The sequence below is a fragment of the Blautia coccoides genome (assembly GCF_034355335.1).
Classification (GTDB): Bacteria; Bacillota; Clostridia; order Lachnospirales; family Lachnospiraceae; genus Blautia; species Blautia producta.
This window is the reverse complement of record NZ_CP136422.1, coordinates 1,430,405-1,448,562: the sequence shown is the minus strand read 5'-3', so window position 1 is coordinate 1,448,562 and position 18,158 is coordinate 1,430,405. Positions and strand designations below refer to the sequence as shown.

Genomic DNA, 18,158 nt, shown 5'->3' with positions numbered 1-18,158 from the left:
TGGTATCATGAAAGTCAAGAAAAGAAAAACGGAGGTATTTCTTATATGGAATGGCATGCAAAATGGATAAGACCACAGACGGATACAGGCGATATCTGCCCCCTGTTCCAAAAAGATTTCTATCTAGAAAAACCGGTAAAGTCTGCAAGACTTTTTATAACAGCCCTTGGCACATACGAAGCCGTGCTCAACAAAACCCGCGTGGGGGAATTTATTCTGGCCCCGGGCTGGACTTCTTATCAAAAACGGCTCCAATATCAGGTCTATGACATTACAAATCTTCTGAAAAAAGAAAACCATATTTCCGTCACTGTGGGGAAAGGCTGGTACCGCAGCCCCATGCCCGGCTGGAGTAAATCCGATGTCCAGGAGGCGCTGAAAAAAAGTCCCGCAGGGCTTCTCGCACAGTTGGAGATCATCTGCGAGGATGATTCCGCTGTGTATACCGCAACAGATGAGTCCTGGACTTTTTCGGAGAGTCCCATCCTCTTTTCGGAGATATACGACGGAGAAATCTATGACGCTTCACTGGAATGCGAAAGCACATCTATAACCGGAGATGAACAGGCACAAAACTCTGCCGGGCCTGTATGTGAATTTGAAGGTCCGACACACACCTTAATCCCCCAGCAGGGCGAAGAGATCCGGGAGCAGGAAAGACTTGCGCCTATACGTATCTTTACCACACCAAAAGGAGAGACTGTGGCAGACTTCGGCCAGAATGTCACAGGTTATGTGGAAATCCATCTCACAGCCAGAGCCGGAGAAAAGGTGGAGCTTTCCCATGCGGAAGTTCTGGACAAAGAGGGATGTTTTTATACAGAAAATTACAGGACTGCAAAAGCCCAATACCTGTATATCTGCCGTGACGGTCAGCAGTCCTACAAGCCCAAACTCACTTTCTTTGGTTTCCGCTATATACGGATCGACCGTTTTCCCGGAGGCCCGGCTGCCGCAAAACCAGAAAATTTCACAGCAGTTGTGATACACTCTGCCATGCAGCGGACCGGATATTTTAACTGCTCTAATCCCCTGCTGAACCAGCTCTTTGACAATGTTATCTGGGGACAGAAGGGAAACTTTGTGGACGTACCCACAGACTGTCCCCAAAGGGATGAACGTCTTGGATGGACAGGGGACGCCCAGGTATTCATCCGCACAGCCTGCATGAATTATGACACGGAAAAATTCTATACAAAATGGCTTGCGGATATGGCCGCAGACCAAGGAGAAGACGGAAGAGTCGGCCATGTGATCCCTGACCTGCTTTCCCAGGAGCCTGCCAGTTCTGCCTGGGGCGATGCGGCTGCCATCTGCCCGTGGGAACTCTATCTGGCCTATGGAAACAAGGAGCTGTTATCCTCCCAGTTCAACCTCATGAAGAAGTGGATCTCCTATATTTCCACCCATACCACAACAGAATATCTGTGGACCGGAGGGACTCATTATGGGGACTGGCTTGGCCTGGATGCTCCATCCGGAAGCTATAAAGGGTCCACACGGGAGGACTTTATCGCCTCTGCCTTCTATGCCTATTCCACTTCACTGGTGATCAAAGCGGGTAAAGTATTGGGTGAAAATGTGACAGCCTATGAAGACCTGTATACCAGGATCGTGACTGCTTTCCGCATCGCTTATCCTGAATACAGGACACAGACAGAGTGCATCCTGGCTGCCCATTTCCAGCTTGCCCCGGACTGCCAGGCCGCGGCTGACCAGCTTGCAGCTATGGTAAAACAATGCGGCGTACAGCTCCAAACCGGTTTTGTGGGCACTCCATATATCCTGCATACGCTGAGCGATCACGGATATGCAGAGCTGGCATACAGTCTTCTGTTAAGAGAAGAATATCCATCATGGCTGTATCCGGTCACAAAAGGCGCAACGACTATCTGGGAGCACTGGGACGGCATTATGCCTGACGGAAACTTCTGGAGCGCAGATATGAATTCTTACAATCATTATGCTTATGGCGCTGTGGCTGACTGGATCTACAGTGTGGCTGCCGGAATCCAGAGGATTCCAGAATTCCCGGGATATGAGAAGGTGAGGATCGCACCGATTCCGGACAGCAGACTTGGATGGCTGTCCATATCCCTGGACACACGTTATGGAACCATACGCTCAGGATGGAAAAAATCGGAGAATGTGTGGCGTTATGAGATCAGCACACCGGTGGATGCCCTTGTGGTGATCGCAGGGAAGGAATGCTGGGTAGGAAAAGGAAGTTATGTATTCTACAGTGAAATAACTAATATTTTCCAATGAAATCATACCCACTATAACTATGTGTTGAGCAGAAGCAGGCCGCCCAGACACAGCAGGATTCCACAGATTTGTTTTAAGCTTATCAGTTCTTTGTAAAAGACCACACCCACCACGATCAGAATAACCGCAAGACCGATATTAGCGACCAGAGAACCGGCGCTGACCTTCCAGCCGGCTCTGTATATGGCGATATAACCAAATTCCAGAGCAACGACAGATGCTCCTAATACAACAGAAGCCCAGTTCAATTTTCTTAACTCTGCAAAATAACCTCTCTCGGCAGACGTTAGATAAAACATTCCTATGGACAAAAGAGTACCTACCAGATATGTCACAGAAAGGGATACAAAGGCATTTGCCTCTGCCGGCGTTGATTTGGCACAGATGTTATAAACCGTGTTGGAGCCAATCACTAAAAGGATAGGCCAGATATAGTTCCACATACTTTTCTCCTCCATTAATAATTCTCGGACACACGCTGTATCGGACAGAAAATCCGGAAAACTTCCCATACAACAAAAAAGCCGCAAACCAATGACCTTCGGTTTGCGGTAGGTGTCCACCCAATCTCTATTTTATGTCAGATTTTCATGTCCGTCAAATGTTTTCTCTTATTTTTATTTTTCCTATTTATATTTATATAGACTCCTGTTACCGATCACAGATCCACCAGTAACTTCCCCACTCCACATATACAGAAATTGCTGCCGCACTGTGACATCCATCCCTGTACAGCAGCACCTTCATTCATCCATTCATTGATTTCTTCTGTTTGCGTCATTACTCTCTTTCCGTATATGTGCAGATCAAATCCGCTGCTTTTTCCGCTGCTTAAAGACTGGCGGCTGACGGTCCGCTTCCATACATCATCGGATGCCGAATACCCGGCTTCTGCTTACCGACCCGAAAATTCTCATCTTGGCCTTTGCCGCCTCCGCCGCTGCCTCCACCTGATAGGGGATGATATCTGTCATACAGGTTTTTCCCTCTTTCAGCGCCTGCTCCGCAGCTTTTGCCGCTGCTGTATTAATATCTGTGAAGATATTCACCTTGCTGATGCCGCAGGCGATGGACTTTTTAAAGTCTTCCTCCGACAGCCCGGAACCTCCGTGGAGCACCAGAGGCACATCCACCATACCCTCGATTGTCCTGATCCTTTCAAAATCCAGTTTGGGTTTGAATTTGTAAGCGCCGTGGGCAGTTCCCACTGCAATGGCAAGGGCATCCGCATGTGTTTTTTCTATAAACTCCTTTGCCTGGACCGGGTCTGTATAGTATGCTTCCGGCGTTTCCATTCCTTTCTCTCCTGCTGCCTCCCCGTTATCCCCCACATGCCCTAGTTCAGCCTCCACAGTTGCGCCGAAACAGTGGGCAATCCTTGTGAGTTCTCGGACCTTTCTCACATTTTCCTCATAGCTGTCTGTGGAACAGTCATACATAACAGAGGTAAATCCAAACTTCAACGCCTCCATGCATTTCTCAAAGGTAAGTCCGTGGTCATAGTGTACCACCACAGGGACAGATGCCCTGTCTGCCATGGAGACGATCAGAGGTGCCAGATCATCCAGCGGCCCGTAGGGAAGCAGAATCTCCGCTGTACCGATGATAACCGGGGAGCTGAGTTCCTCCGCTGCCTGCAGCACCCCTCTTGCCAGTTCCAGATTCACAGTATTGAACAATCCCACCCCGTAGCCATTCTGCCTGGCCGGGAGTAATACGTCATTTAAATTCGCTAACATTTTACAAACTCCTTATCTCTTAAAATCCTGTTTTTCCCATCCGCTCTCAATCATAGAAGCCAGTTCCTTAAGGGGACGGATCCCGCCCAGCGCGTCATAAGCCTCCACACATGATGCCCCTTCTGCAGCCGCCAGACGGATACACATTTCAAAGGAATACCCTTCCAGCATTGCCGTCAGAAATGCCGCGATGGTCGTATCACCTGCACCTGTACCCGACAGCACTTTTTTAGGCCGATAGCTTGCCTCAAATCCATCTCTGTCTGACCAGTCCTCCGCAGAGATTCCAAGGGATGCCTCCAATTCCCTCAGGCGGCTGGCTTGCGTGGTCCTGTAATACAGGCCGGGGGCACCGCATTTCAGCAGAAGGACCTTTGTCCCCAAATCCATACATTTATCCGCCAGAGGCCTGATATCTCTCTGAACATCCAGGAAAAAGGAAAGATCCTCACCCTCTGTCCTGGTCCTCCACTCCTCATATCTCTCCCTGTCCAGCATGAAGCAGAGTTCCTCGATACTGGGCACGAAAAAATCCACATACGGCAGCACCCGGCTTAAAATCTCCTTCCAGTCCGCCTTTCCCGCCTCTGACTCCCCGTCCACAAAAGCCAGATCCAGAGAGGTGGCAGTCCCTTGGGATTTCAGATATCTCATTATCCGAACCAGTTCACTTCCTGTATTTTCATACATTTTCTTCATCAGCGGCGGATAGCCGAAGTGAAACAGGTCTGTCCCCAAGAGCTTTTCCTTCGGCAGATCTTCAAAGGAAAATGTATGATTGCATCCCGGATCATGAAGAAATATCCTGTCTACTCCAGGGAGCGCAAGGACAACAGAATAGGAGGTATTCTGTCCTTCCTGCACAATGATCCCGGAGTCTGCTCCCTGCGCGGCATAGATATCGGAAATGATCTTTCCGAATTCATCCCTGCCTGTCTTTGCCATGAGACATACATCCATCCCCAGCATTTTCATCGCCATACCCGTGTTGGATACCGCACCGCCTGCATGGATGTCAACACCCTCCATTTGGATCAGCTTTCCCGGCGAGAGAATATCTCCTAATTTCGCCGGCGGCTGGTTCTGAGGAAAAAGAGGGGTAATGTCCAGACAGGCATGTCCTGCTACGATCACCTTTTTGCCCATTTGATCACCCTTTTCTGTACTGTCACGTTTTTTACTCCCGCTGTAGAACGGGAAATCCGTACCTCTTACACTTAAATTCATTTTATAAACTATCTTCAGTTTAATCGTTTTTCTTCTGCGGAGCATTTCCATATTTGTGAAAATACGGCGATTATCTTGCGCTTACTTATTTCTTTGATGTAGGTCTTGTTTTATAAGGATCGTCGGTGCTCATAGGTGTTATAGATTTGTTTTATTTGCTATTTACAAACGATTATTTTGCTATTTTTTTGATTTTTTTGAATTGTTGTTGCCCGTCTTTGGAAATGACATTAGAATAGAAAATAAGAAATCATGAGAAAGCAGTGACGGAAATGGATAAAGAATTTGAATTGATCGCACACCCCCAGATCCACGCCTTCAGCGCCATACTGGTACGCCTTTTTTCCCGGGCTCCACACGCCCACAGGGAGATGGAAATAGGGCTTGTTCTTGACGGAAATGTGGAATTTACAGTAAACGGAAATACGCACATACTTCACAGCGGTGACCTGTATCTGCTGAACCCCATGGATCTCCATGAAATACGGGGACTGGATGGCAGCGCCCTGATCCTGGCCATTCAGATGTCCCGGCAGCTTGTCACCTCCTATTTTCAACATGATGAAAATACATGTTTTCTGGAGAACTGCGTACGTCCTTTTTTCTCCCAGCATGAGACACGCTACGAAATCATGAAGGGTCTGCTCATTGAACTGGCATACAACTACTTCGGGCAGTTTGCTAATTATGAATATAAATGTATGAGCCTGCTGAATATGATCCTGTACGGCCTTCACACCTATGTTCCCAAGAAGATATATACCGATTCTGAGATGACTGCCCGCAGACACCGGCAGGAGCGCATGAGCCGCATCACAGACTACATAGAAAAAAATTTCCGACAGAAGCTGCTGCTAAAGGACATTGCAGACCATGAGAATCTTTCCCTGACCTATCTGTCACATCTATTTCGAGATGAGTTAAACCTGTCCTTTCAGGAATATCTGAATCTGAAACGTTTTGAGTATGCCTGCCGTCTTCTCCAGAATACGGATAAAAAAGTGCTTACCGTAAGTATTGAGAGCGGTTTTTCTGATGTCAGATACCTGAATCAGCTCTGTCAGAAATATTACAACTGTCCGGCCTCCGAACTGCGCCAAAAAAGGAAGGAGCCTGCCCGTGCGGACAGGCAGGCGGCCTCTAATACCCAGAATATATTTACAGCCGGGGACAGTATCCTGCTTCTGCATACACTGCGGGAAAAATGTCAGGAAAAATACAGTGATTATACTATATGGGAATTTTATGGCTAAAGAGGCGACAGGTGTCTGCCGGACGCAGTCTGTGCGGCAAACACATCCGTCCCGCCCCACCGCAGCGCATCAGTCAAAAATGATCAGCGCCATAAACACCAGATCCACATCCCCGGTATTTACCAGTCCATGCCCGTGACCATCCTGTGTAAATGTAACATCCCCTGCTTTGATCGGGCGTACCTGCCCGTTATCATCGTAATCGCCCTGGCCGGACAGAATATAATAGGTCTCGCTCTCACTGTGGTGCTCATGATATCCCAGGGAACATCCCGGTTCAATGATCACTTCCGCGTACAGTCCGCATTTTCCATTCAGTTCTTTCTCTCCTAAAATGTGCTTAATGATCACATGGCCTTTGCCGCCGCACATATTTTCCACTGTCTCTGTTTTTATCATAATTCATCCTCCATGCAAAAAGGTCCCCAAAGGTGGGTTTTCGCCTTTGAGAACCTTTTTTCTAAAATTTATTTTTTCTATATCTTAGACCCATTTTTTTCAAATGTCAATCTTTTACTGCGTACTCTTTTAAAAACATGCCTGATCTACCCCTTAACATGAAACCCATTCTCCTCTATCACCGGAACGTCTTTTGCCTCTACCCCTTCGATCCTTATAAAATTTCCCATGGACAGACGGTCCAGAAAGCTGGCTATTTCTTCCTCTCTGCCCTGCAGCTCCAGTTCCACACAGCCGTCCCAGGTATTTTTCACCCAGCCGGTCAACTGCAATAACCTCGCCAGATGCTGGGCTCTGTATCTCAGCCCTACCCCTTGTACCATCCCGGTCAGTATGAAATGTTTTCTGATCTTCATCTTTTATGCCCCGCTTCTCCCTATATCAATCTACATTTTAAGTTCAGCATACAAAAGCCAAATGGCTGCAACTGTAAAGCTGCTGAACAATTTCATTATACCATGTTTTATCATGTCTGCAACCTTTCTTTTTTTCTATACATTTTTCTTAAAAAAACCGCCCTGCGGCCAGTCTGTTTTCTTGGCCGCAGGACGATTTTAAGAGGGTGTCCTATCTGTATTTCAGTGTTGTTCCGATTCCCATTTCCAAAGCTTTTTCATATACTAACTGTCCCAGTGCAATGTCATTTGTGGAAAGACCCCGGTGCCAGAAAAGTATGGTCTCATCCTCTCTTTCTCTTCCCGGTTTCCTGCCTGCAACGATCTCCCCCAGCTCCCCGTAGAGGGTATCCGCGCTGAGTTTCCCCGTCTCCACGTGCCTGCGAAGACTGCCGAGAATACCGCCTTTGCACTGTCCCCAGTCATCTACCACGATCTTGTCCATCACGTCTGTGAGAGACAGCTCCACAGCACTGACAGTTCCGTAAGGTACCACAAAATTTCCCGGCTGTACCCACTCTGTTTTCAGCAGAGGTGTGGGCTCCATCAGGCGTGTGGCCTCCACCATAATATCAGCACCCTTCAGACACTCTTCACTATTTTTAGTCACCTTCACCGGTTTTCCCAGCTTCTTTGTGAGGCGTCCGGCGAAATCTTCCATGGATTCTCTTCTTCTGCTGTTCACACGGATCTCATCAAAATCATATAAGGAGTCCAGAAGCACCACATTCCACCAGGCTGTTCCCCTGGATCCCAGATGTCCTAAAATTTTATTTTCTTTCTTTGCCAGATACTTTGCACCGATGGCTGTCAAGGCACCTGTCCGCATGGAGGTGATCTCTGTGGCATCGATCACAGCTCTCGGTGCTCCGGTTTTCGGGTCATACAGATTCAAAAGTGCCATCTCAGAGGGCAGATCCTGCTTATAATTATAGACATAATCTCCCACTACCTTCACGCCTGCCACATCCATGGGCTCAATATATCCTCTCAGCACATTAAAATGCCCGTGATATTCCGGATTGGGGATCAGATGCACCCGCGGCTCTATAACGGTCTTTCCGTTGCCCTGAGCCTCCAGGCTTTTCTCCACTGCTCCCAGTATCTCCTCATTGGTCAGATTCAGATTCTCTATATCCATTGCATTTATGTATAATAAGTCCATAAGCACCTCCAAATTATTCTCAAACTGTTACTGTTCCGTATCTCACGCCTTAGAGTGTGGGATCTTTCTTTTCCTTTTTCAAATCCACAAAGAATGTCTTGATAAATGCGATCAACTGCAGCAGAAAAACAAATAATACCAGGAATCCTCCCACGGAGGCCAACTGTTTCACCCCGTCGATTCCCCGCACACCTCCTGCAACCGCGCCCATGATAATGGAAATGGATCCAATCAGGATACCCCAGATCAACTTCTGGGATTTCGGGGGCTCTTCCTCCATACTCTGTCCTTTAGTACAGATAGACGCGATGGTACTGGTCATGGAATCCGCCGCTGTGGAAAAGGACAGCATAAGCGTGATCATTACAATAGGTATTATGATAATTCCGAGGCCAAGGGGCAGATGCTGCAGGAACGCCCATACGCCTGCTGTGGCTCCGCTCTCTTTGATCACTCCAACCATATCCACTACGCCATTGGTCTGCCAGTTAAGACCGGTTCCGCCCCAGACGGAAAACCATACAATACCGAAAACAGAGGGCATCACCCAGTTAATGATCATAAACTCCCGCACAGTTCTTCCATAAGCGATCTTCCCAAGGAAAATACCCATAATAGGTGCATAGGCGATCCAGGAACACCAGTCAGCCAAGGTCCACCATCTGGTCAGTGCCTCTCCTCCCACGTCACCGGAGTCCAGACCCCAGATAAAGAAATTGTTCAGCCACTCTCCCAGCCCGGAAACGGAATTGCTGAGGATAATAGCCATAGGTCCAGTAATGAACAGGAAGATCAAAAGTCCGTAAAAAATCTTGCTGTTCAAAGATGCCAGCCTGCGGATTCCCCTGTCCACACCCAGAATGGAGGAACTGGTGAAGATCAATGTGGCAATGCCTCCCAGCAATATCCAGATAAAAGTGCTGTTCGGTATTTTATATACCACATTCAATCCTGAAATTATAAGGGCCAGTCCTGTTCCAAGTCCGGAAGCCATTCCCAGGGTGATCGCCAGAGAGCAGAGAGTATCCACCGTATTCATGACTGCCGGATGCTCTGCCTTTTTTCCCAAAAGCGGCTTCAGGGTGGAAATGACTGAGAGCTTTTCCTTCTTGTTAAAGTACATATAGGCAATGAGCAGCCCTGACACCGCATACATGGCATAAGGCACAAAGGTCCAGTTATAAAAACACCTGCCCAGGGCAAACCTGGCTGCCTCCTGGGTTCCTGCCTGGATTCCCAGATTGTCCAGCTCACCGTATACATTTCCATAATAGATCAAAGGTTCATTAATTCCCCAGTTCACGATGCCCACAGCGATTCCGCCGGTAAGCGTCATGGCGAACCAGGTTCCAAAGGGATATTTGGGCTTTGCATTTGCTCCGCCAATACGGATATCACCCAATTTTGAGAATGTGACGATAGCGATGACCAGCACAGATACAACAGCCACAAGCTGATACAGCCATCCGAATTTTCCCAGGGAAAATCCGAAGAAAGCCTTCGCGCCTTTTGCCAGACCCTCGTTATTGATAAATCCCACAGCTACCACCACTGCCATCACTGCAAACGCAGGAATAAACACGCCTTTACGCACCTGTCCGGCGGACTCCTTCTTATCTTTCGGTTCTTTCATTTTCTACCTCCCGATTCTTCTCCTCTTGTACTTTTAAAAATTCAATTTTCGCAGAAATGTTCCCTCTTTTATCATCTCACAGACAGCCTCTATATCCTCTGTCAGGACACGGTCGTCTTTGTCATAAAACGGTATTTTCTCTCTGAGAACAGCAAGTCCTCTGCCTGTTACTTCCCCCAGTATTTTTCCTTTGCGCAGATTCATGGCCTGGCCTGCAAGCATTAGCTCAATACCTAAAATGTAACAGAGATCATCCAGTATTTTCTCCAGTCTCCCAACAACCAAAGGCGCGTTGGTACTCCTGTCCTCAATCTCCCCTGCAAGGGGCAGCGTGTCCATGGAAACAGGATTTGCAAGACTGCGGATTTCCGCATCCAAAGCCGTAAATGTTTTCTGGATCGTAGAAAACGCAATGACACTCTCCTGAGGTGACAAGTTTCTGGTAAGCCTGGTAAACGCCGGGTTTGCCAGCTTAATACTCCTCAGACAAGATGCCTTTGAAATGTGCGAGAAGGCTATGGAGAGCATCTCCAGGGGAAGCACCCACGCAAGCGGTTCAAAGTTTGCGCTGGGAGTGATATCCCGTTCCTCCTGCAATAGGCATGGATTATCATCTGATGAATTTATCTGTATGGACAGCTCTTTCTCTGCATAGTAAAGCGCGTCCCTCACAGCCCCGTGCACCTGGGATGTGCTCCGGTAACAGAGCGGGTCCTGCAGCGGCCGGCTGCTGTCGGCTTCGTATAGAAAGCTGCCTTTCAGATAACCATTCATGGCTTTTGCAGTCTCTATCTGTCCTTCATATTTTCTCTTTTTGGCTGCCTCTGTCCTAAGCTGTGAGGTGTTGCCTCCGAATCCTTCCAGAGACATACAGCTTATCACATCCGCTGTTGTCAGTATTTTTTCTGCTCTGCTAAGAACAAGGCAGGCCCAGCCTGCACTCAGGGCATTGGAACTTATCATGGCAAGCCCGTCTTTCTCTGCCGGAACAGCCGGCTTCAGCCCCTCCTGCTTTAGGATCCTGCTCACGGGCAGAATCTCTCCGTGATACTCCGCACACCCCTCACCGGTGACTGCCAGCGCTATGTGTGACAGATTGCCGATATCCGCCTGTCCCACAGACCCCCTCACGGGCATCAGAGGATGGATTTCCCGGTTCAAAAATTCCTGGTACATCCTGACGATCCCGGGCGAAATGCCGGTACACAGATTCAAAAATCCGTTGAGCCTCACCGCCATTACTGCCCTTACCACCTCCACAGGTGCGTAAGGTCCAACACCCACTGCATGGGAATGAAGCATGCTGTTGTTAAATCCGGTAATAAATTCTTTTGTCACTATTTTATCTTTATTCCAGCCCACCCCGGTGTTGCATCCATAGATGGGGATTCCCCGGCCTGAAAGTTCAAAGACAAGGCTCCTGGCCTCCTCTAATTTTTTCCACAAAGTTTCCTCCACGGAAACCTTTTGGCGTCCGGCTGCAATGGCTTCCACCATATCAGGCGTCAGACTGTCTCCTGTTAAAACAATGATTTCCTCATCTCCTTTATATATTGAATATTGTAATAACACATTTTACAAATCCGGCCGAATTTATATTTATTATGGTCATAATAGCACTTGATTTTACTCTTGTAAAATACTAAAATATGGTTATGTTATGAGTTTTTCCAATAGTAAAAGGAGGATTCCAAATGACGCTCCGACACATGACCATATTTCTGGAGGTTGCCGCCTGCAACAATATGAGTACAGCAGCCCAGAATCTGTATATTTCACAGTCCACAGTCAGCCTTGCCATCACTGAGATTGAAAAGACCTACAATGTCCGTCTGTTTGATCGTCTGAGCAAACACCTCAGACTTACAGAAGCGGGCCTGCTGCTCCTGGACTATGCCTCCAGGATCATCAATCTGTACAAAGAGATGGAGTCCGCTCTTCTCGGACTCCATCTGAAACAAATACATATCGGCAGCACTCTGGTCGCTGCCTCCTGCCTTCTGCAGGATATTATCCGGGCGTATCATATTATCTGTCCTGATGTCAGCACACATTTTACCATTGATGACTCTTATTTCATGGAAAAAAAGCTGGCCCAGGGAGAATTGGATGTGATGCTCACAGAGACAAAGGGAAGCCACAGCAGCCTTGTGTATACTCCATTTCTGGATGATACTTTCATGGCCATTTGCAGTCCCCGGCATCCCTATGCCAGCCGGGAAAGTCTGTCTATCGCAGATTTTGAGAATGAATTATTTCTGCTGCGGGAGGAGGGAAACAGTACCCGCGCAGCACTGGAACGGGCACTGAGCAAACAGGGGATCACGCTCACCAAAAGTCATGTGTATCACAATATTGATGCTCTGAAGGAAGCAGTTGCAGAAAATAAAGGCATCTCCATTATCTCAAAAATGTTGATCCGGCAGGAGCTATCCGGCCACAGGCTCCACGCCTGCCCAGTCACAGATCTGCCCATGAAACGCGTCTTCTACATTGTACAAAGGAAAGACAGAACCGCTCTGCCCTATGTCAATGAATTTATACGCCTGTGCCGGGAAACGTCCGGACGATTGCAATAGCCCGCATTTTTCAATGGTCTCTTTTTTTCTCTTCAATGATATCCAGCAGGATTTCCTCCCACACGCCTCTGTTTTCCCGGAGGATCTTCTTGTAAGCTGACTGGGGAAGAGGGGAATCCGCTCTTCCGATCTCTATGGTTAGGCTTGGGATTCCCATTTTCAGCAGCGCCCAGTCCTTATATCCTGCGGGGTCCAGCTCCTCGTAATTGCCGTCCGGCTCATATCCAGTGACAGCGGCGATCCGGTTGGCAAAAGCCTGTGTCCTGACCGCCAGCTCCCCCTGCTGTCCGAATGCCCAGTATATGACTCCGCCTGAGGAGTGATAGCTGACCGTACGGCTGAAATTCTCTTTTTTTGTGAGATTCACCAGCGCCTGAGCCTCCCTGGTACTCTCCGGAGCAGTTCCCTTGTACTTTTCCCTGGAAGGCCTTCCGATCCCATCCACATAATCCTCCCACAAAGCGTCGAAGTTCCGGTTCACATCCACGCCCTCCGCATTGGATTTCCAGCGGCAAAAATAAGACCTCCAGGGCATTCTGGCCCCATCCTCGTCGGCGATCTCCCACACCTGTTCCCGGATCCCGGGAGACTGCATGCCTTCTGCCCCGAATTGGCTGACTGTGACCCCGTCGGGATTGGCCATGGGAATAATATGTAGTGCCCGGTCTTTCAACAGTTCACTGTAGGAATATCCCTTGTAGGTTCTGTCCTCATGGAGCAGATTCTCCACAAATTCTCCCATCTGTTCCATGACAAGCTGGGTGGTCATATACTCCCTTCCATGAATTCCCCCAAAGATCAAAACCTTGTCAGCGGCATTTTCATTCCCCATTCTCACGTGATATAGTTTCCTGCCGTCCACCGTGTCACCAACTGTTTGAACTTCCATAATTCCTTTGAAAATTTTGGAAAATATGTGCAAATCATTCTCCATTTCTCGGTAAGTATAGCCTGAAAATTGGACAAATTGTCGATTTTCTCTTTGATTTCGAGCATTTATGCACATTGACGGATACCTCAAAACTCATTATAATTAAAGATATTCTATGGGAGGGAGAATAAGAAGTGAAGAAGCTGAAACAAATTGCCGCACTGGTTGGAGCCGTACTGCTTCTGGGCATGTACGTCCTGGCTTTTATTTTTTCTCTTTCGCACAGCCCAAATGCCCGTAATATGCTGCTGGCCGCCATCTACTGCACGGTACTTGTTCCCGTGTTTTTGTATGCCTGCCTGCTTGTATACCGCTATACAAGGCAGAAAAATGATATTCCTCAGATAGATACCGTCTCTTCTTCTGTGGATACCTTTATCTTTGACCTTGGAAATGTGCTGGTCCGTTATGACTGGAAAACATTTTTAAAAAGCATGAAGTACAGTGCGGAAACGATTCAGGCTGTGGGGGATGCGGTATTTGACAGCCCCGACTGGGCGGATGCTGACCGTGGTGTGCGGAATGAAGAAGAAATTCTCCAGGCCTTTATTGATAATGACCCGGAATACGAAAAAGAAATTCGTGAGACATTCGCGAAGATGAGCGGTGTCATACATACCTATTCTTACACAGTGGACTGGCTGAAATATCTGAAAAAAAGAGGGTACAAGATTTATTATCTGTCCAACTTTTCACAGCCCCTGTATGAGCGCTGCAGGGAAGAGATGGCCTTTCTGAATATGATGGACGGCGGTTACATGTCCTGGCAGGTAAAAATGCTGAAGCCGGAACCAGAATTCTATCAGAAGCTGCTAAAGGATTTTCATATTAAACCTGAAAAAGCTGTGTTCATTGATGATGTCCTGGAAAATGTGGCAGAGGCCCGTTCCCAGGGGATTAATGCTGTACATTTTAAAGGCCGGAAAGAGACGATCCAAAAACTGTTGGAAGAATACGATGTGCAATAACCGCAGGTACACAATAACATGCGATATCCTGCGGCATGAGCACACTCTATGAAATAAGAAACCGCCCCATTGTATGAACCAATGGAGCGGTTTCTTATTGTTGTCTATTGCATTTTTATTTATTGCGGTAAATAATATCCTCACGGCTTGGACCATTGGAAACCATAGTGATGGGGAAACCAATCTTTTCTTCCACAAATTCAATATATCTGCGGCAGTTCTCCGGAAGGTCATCATAATTTCTGATACCGCGGATATCACAGTTCCAGCCCGGAAGTGTCTCCAGAACCGGTTTTGCCTTTTCCAGTCTGCCTGTTGTGGGGAACTCTGTTGTGATCTCACCGTCAATATCGTATGCCACGCATACCGGGATCTCTTCCAGATATCCCAGTACATCCAGAACAGTGAATGCCACGTCTGTGGTTCCCTGCATACGGCAGCCATATTTAGAAGCCACACAGTCAAACCATCCCATACGTCTTGGGCGCCCTGTTGTTGCGCCGAACTCACCGCCGTCACCGCCGCGTCTTCTCAGCTCGTCTGCCTCGTCACCGAAGATTTCAGATACAAAAGCACCTGCACCTACAGCGCTGGAATAAGCCTTGCACACTGTGATGATCTTCTTGATCTCATAGGGCGGGATGCCTGCACCCACTGCGCCGTAGGCAGCCAGTGTGGATGAGGATGTAACCATGGGGTAAATACCGTGATCCGGGTCCTTCAGGGAACCAAGCTGTCCTTCCAGAAGCACTTCTTTTCCCTCTTTCAGTGCATTCCACAGATACAGGGAGACATCGCACACGTAAGGGGCGATCATCTCTTTATACTCCATTAACTCCTTCATGATATCATCCGGGTTCAGAAGCGGTTTGTGGTATAAATGCTCCAGGGTCACATTTTTAGTCTCGCATACACGCTCCACTTTTTCTTTCAGTGCCGCATCATCGTCGAACAGCTCGCTGACCTGGAAACCGATCTTTGCATATTTATCAGAATAAAACGGTGCGATTCCAGACTTGGTGGATCCAAAAGATTTTCCTGCCAGACGCTCTTCCTCATATTCATCGAATTTGATATGATAGGACATTACGATCTGCGCGCGGTCAGAAACTTTAATCTTCGGTGCAGGTACACCCTTGTCCACAATAGACTGAATCTCTTTAAACAGTACCGGGATATTAAGCGCAACACCGTTTCCGATGACACTGGTTGTGTGGTCGTAAAACACACCGGACGGAAGAGTATGGAGCGCAAATTTTCCGTAATTGTTTACAATTGTATGGCCCGCATTGGCACCGCCCTGGAATCTTACGATAATGTCGGATTCCTGTGCGAGCATGTCAGTGATTTTACCCTTACCTTCATCTCCCCAGTTAGCCCCTACTACTGCTTTTACCATTTTTTATTCCTCCTAATGAACTTTTTGTACCCATGTATCATACTACATTTCTTTTAAGAAATAAAGTTCTAATTTGTAAATTCAGATGAAAAATTGTGGATTTTCATGGGAAAGGAGCCGTTTTCCCCGTGTTTTGGCGGTTCAAAGCGGCTCCTGCCCTGGTCTGAACAGAAATCTGACTTTCTGTACAGATGTTTTTTATCGAAAACTGTTAGTCAAAATGCACTTCCGCGGCAAATTTTGCCTTTTCATCCATCAATCCTTTGAATCCATCCTCCTGCTTGCGACCCTTCAGCTCATCCATATACTCATCGTAATCGCATAAGTAGACGTAGACTGTGGAGGTATCATGGTTTTTCACTGATACGGTGTTCACAGAGCCTGCTGTAACATCCATAACTTTGCCCTGAGCATCCAGGATGACCGGGAAATAATCCGCACCTTTTGTTTCATCATCATACAACTCATTTACTGTGATCTCAAAGGGAGTCTTAACAACATTAGCAATGCCTGCGCCGGCTTCATTCATCTGGTCCACCTCCGCAGTCTGGGTCTTGGAAGGGTCGGCAGTGATATCAAGCTCAAACTGCCAGGAGCCTTCCATCCACCAGTTTTCGTGGCTGTTTGGGAAGCTGTTCCAGCCGCCTTCATTTTCTGCCTCTGTCATGACCCGGTTCCACTCTTCATCTGACATGGCTTCCAGTTCCTCCGCCGTGTACCCTGTACTGAAGGTATCTGGATTAGCCAAATCTCCTATGATCTGACTGATGTCCAAATTCAGGGTGAACTGTTCCGGTATCTCTAATTTGGTGCTGTACTGATCCAGCACTTCCGCGTCAACTATAAATTCTTCTCCGTTTGCCTCAGCCTCTGCGGCCTTTTCCTGCAGCTCGCTGTTATCTGTATTCTTCATGTTCAGGTCTATACGCATAACCCCTGCATAGGTATTTTCATCCAAAAACTCGCCTTCCAGATAGACAAGGTCAGACTGTTCCTGAGGATTAAAACTGTAATTTTCCGTTGTTCTCACACTGATAGATGGCTGTCCGTTCCTATTCAGGAGGGTATCCTGAAACGGTTCCTCTGATTCTATCACGAGGGAAAGGTACAGAGCCGAGCCGCTGCAGTAGCTCTCAGACATGCTAACCGTAGTGCCGTCTACTGTCCTGGTGAATGCCCCTTTTCCGGCACTGCTGTCCTGATCACTGCTGCTCTGCCCGCTGTTTTCCTGTCCACTGTTTTCCTTCCCGCTTTCCTGGCCGCCGCTTTCCTGATTTTCTGCTGCTTCCTTATCCAGCGGTTCCGCATAATCCTTATAATTTTCTCCGAAGGCGAGTTTTCCTTCCATTCTCTCAAATATATGTCCGATCAGCGGCAGATTGGAAGCCCACACCGGATTCTGATAACAGGCCCCGATAAAGACTGCCATGGCAGCGGCAGCGGCGGTACAACCCACTGCTGCTTTTTTCAAACGCCCGATTCTTCGTTTTTCCATCCTGTCCATCCTGATGATCTCAGCGCCGGCAGATGCTTTCTCCCCTGCGTTCTCTGCCTTTTTCTCTATCAGTTTCAAACTCTCCTCAAATCTGTTATGAAATTCCTCTGAAGGCTTTGGTGCTCCCTGTCCCCATTTTCCCTGCTCTAACATAATGCTTCCTCCTTATCACCAAGAATCTTCCTAAGCTGGTTTCTTCCCCTGTAAAGCCGTGTTTTCACTGTATTTTCCCTGCTGCCCAGCATCTTTGCAATCTCTGCAATAGAAAATCCTTCTATATAGAATAATGTCACCGCTACACGCAGGTCTTCCGGCAGATCGTCTATGGCGTCATAGAGATCTGTATATAGCTTATCCTCTTTCCCCGGCTCCCTCTCCACATACTCCTCGTAAGGAACCAGACGTTTCTTTTTGCGCTGGATCTGATAACACTCATGGATCAGAATACGGGTCAGCCATGTTCTGAAATATTTTTCTTCATTCAGGGTATCTAATTTTTCAAAAGCCTTTAAAAGCGCTTCCTGCACTGCATCTGCACTGTCCGCTTCATTTCTGAGAATGGACATTGCCACGTGGTACATGGTAGTCTCCGCGTCTCTGACGGCTTGTATAAACTCCTGCTGCTGCATGGTTCCTCCTTTTCGTAC

17 protein-coding genes are annotated in these 18,158 nt (G+C 47.7%); 4 read left to right on the top strand and 13 right to left on the bottom strand.

Features of this window, described 5'->3' with window-relative positions:
- Window positions 1-45: 45 nt before the first annotated feature.
- The gene (locus BLCOC_RS06270; protein WP_115624738.1) at window positions 46-2,268 is read left to right on the top strand and encodes an alpha-L-rhamnosidase; all 2,223 of its coding nucleotides are present in this window, start codon (window positions 46-48) and stop codon (window positions 2,266-2,268) included.
- Window positions 2,269-2,285: 17 nt separating this feature from the next.
- Here the strand turns inward: BLCOC_RS06270 and BLCOC_RS06265 are convergent, their stop codons facing one another.
- The 4 genes from BLCOC_RS06265 to BLCOC_RS06250 form a co-directional block, all read right to left on the bottom strand.
- A complete protein-coding gene (locus BLCOC_RS06265; protein WP_115624737.1) occupies window positions 2,286-2,711 on the bottom strand; it encodes an EamA family transporter in 426 nt (141 codons plus the stop codon).
- A 215-nt stretch (window positions 2,712-2,926) separates the two neighbouring features.
- Window positions 2,927-3,049, bottom strand: a complete 123-nt coding sequence (locus BLCOC_RS06260; RefSeq protein WP_256163034.1) for a hypothetical protein — start codon at window positions 3,047-3,049, stop codon at window positions 2,927-2,929.
- An 85-nt stretch (window positions 3,050-3,134) separates the two neighbouring features.
- Window positions 3,135-4,007, bottom strand: a complete 873-nt coding sequence (locus BLCOC_RS06255; protein WP_115624736.1) for a class II fructose-bisphosphate aldolase — start codon at window positions 4,005-4,007, stop codon at window positions 3,135-3,137.
- 12 nt (window positions 4,008-4,019) lie between these two features.
- Window positions 4,020-5,153 carry a carbohydrate kinase family protein gene (locus tag BLCOC_RS06250; protein ID WP_165907167.1) on the bottom strand — a complete coding sequence of 378 codons (1,134 nt, stop codon included), beginning with the start codon at window positions 5,151-5,153 and terminating at the stop codon, window positions 4,020-4,022.
- A gap of 353 nt (window positions 5,154-5,506) precedes the next feature.
- Between BLCOC_RS06250 and BLCOC_RS06245 the strand changes: the two genes are divergently transcribed.
- On the top strand, window positions 5,507-6,487 hold the full coding sequence (locus BLCOC_RS06245) for an AraC family transcriptional regulator (RefSeq protein ID WP_115624734.1): 981 nt from the start codon (window positions 5,507-5,509) through the stop codon (window positions 6,485-6,487).
- Window positions 6,488-6,556: 69 nt separating this feature from the next.
- Here the strand turns inward: BLCOC_RS06245 and BLCOC_RS06240 are convergent, their stop codons facing one another.
- The 5 genes from BLCOC_RS06240 to BLCOC_RS06220 form a co-directional block, all read right to left on the bottom strand.
- A complete protein-coding gene (locus BLCOC_RS06240; RefSeq protein ID WP_174717646.1) occupies window positions 6,557-6,886 on the bottom strand; it encodes a cupin domain-containing protein in 330 nt (109 codons plus the stop codon).
- 146 nt (window positions 6,887-7,032) lie between these two features.
- Complete coding sequence (locus tag BLCOC_RS06235; protein ID WP_018594268.1) at window positions 7,033-7,302, bottom strand: acylphosphatase; 270 nt, start codon at window positions 7,300-7,302, stop codon at window positions 7,033-7,035.
- A gap of 211 nt (window positions 7,303-7,513) precedes the next feature.
- Window positions 7,514-8,506, bottom strand: coding sequence for an ornithine cyclodeaminase family protein (locus BLCOC_RS06230; protein ID WP_018594269.1), 993 nt, complete (start codon window positions 8,504-8,506; stop codon window positions 7,514-7,516).
- Between the two features lie 49 nt (window positions 8,507-8,555).
- Window positions 8,556-10,139 carry a BCCT family transporter gene (locus BLCOC_RS06225; RefSeq protein ID WP_115624733.1) on the bottom strand — a complete coding sequence of 528 codons (1,584 nt, stop codon included), beginning with the start codon at window positions 10,137-10,139 and terminating at the stop codon, window positions 8,556-8,558.
- A gap of 33 nt (window positions 10,140-10,172) precedes the next feature.
- Window positions 10,173-11,711 carry an HAL/PAL/TAL family ammonia-lyase gene (locus tag BLCOC_RS06220; RefSeq protein ID WP_242999041.1) on the bottom strand — a complete coding sequence of 513 codons (1,539 nt, stop codon included), beginning with the start codon at window positions 11,709-11,711 and terminating at the stop codon, window positions 10,173-10,175.
- 122 nt (window positions 11,712-11,833) lie between these two features.
- On the opposite strand from BLCOC_RS06220, the gene BLCOC_RS06215 reads away from it, so the two are divergent.
- On the top strand, window positions 11,834-12,718 hold the full coding sequence (locus BLCOC_RS06215) for a LysR family transcriptional regulator (RefSeq protein ID WP_115624731.1): 885 nt from the start codon (window positions 11,834-11,836) through the stop codon (window positions 12,716-12,718).
- Window positions 12,719-12,728: 10 nt separating this feature from the next.
- On the opposite strand, the gene BLCOC_RS06210 is transcribed toward BLCOC_RS06215, so the two are convergent.
- Window positions 12,729-13,607 carry a M14 family zinc carboxypeptidase gene (locus tag BLCOC_RS06210; protein WP_162149849.1) on the bottom strand — a complete coding sequence of 293 codons (879 nt, stop codon included), beginning with the start codon at window positions 13,605-13,607 and terminating at the stop codon, window positions 12,729-12,731.
- A 176-nt stretch (window positions 13,608-13,783) separates the two neighbouring features.
- On the opposite strand from BLCOC_RS06210, the gene BLCOC_RS06205 reads away from it, so the two are divergent.
- Complete coding sequence (locus BLCOC_RS06205) at window positions 13,784-14,617, top strand: HAD family hydrolase (protein WP_115624730.1); 834 nt, start codon at window positions 13,784-13,786, stop codon at window positions 14,615-14,617.
- 115 nt (window positions 14,618-14,732) lie between these two features.
- Here the strand turns inward: BLCOC_RS06205 and BLCOC_RS06200 are convergent, their stop codons facing one another.
- From BLCOC_RS06200 to BLCOC_RS06190, 3 genes are all read right to left on the bottom strand, one after another.
- Window positions 14,733-16,016: an adenylosuccinate synthase gene (locus BLCOC_RS06200; RefSeq protein WP_018594275.1), complete on the bottom strand. Its 1,284-nt coding sequence runs from the start codon at window positions 16,014-16,016 to the stop codon at window positions 14,733-14,735.
- A 211-nt stretch (window positions 16,017-16,227) separates the two neighbouring features.
- The gene (locus BLCOC_RS06195) at window positions 16,228-17,664 is read right to left on the bottom strand and encodes a DUF4179 domain-containing protein (protein WP_115624729.1); all 1,437 of its coding nucleotides are present in this window, start codon (window positions 17,662-17,664) and stop codon (window positions 16,228-16,230) included.
- Window positions 17,658-18,140, bottom strand: a complete 483-nt coding sequence (locus BLCOC_RS06190) for an RNA polymerase sigma factor (protein WP_029470168.1) — start codon at window positions 18,138-18,140, stop codon at window positions 17,658-17,660. Before BLCOC_RS06190 ends, BLCOC_RS06195 begins: the two co-directional genes overlap by 7 nt.
- Between the last annotated feature and the right edge of the window lie 18 nt (window positions 18,141-18,158).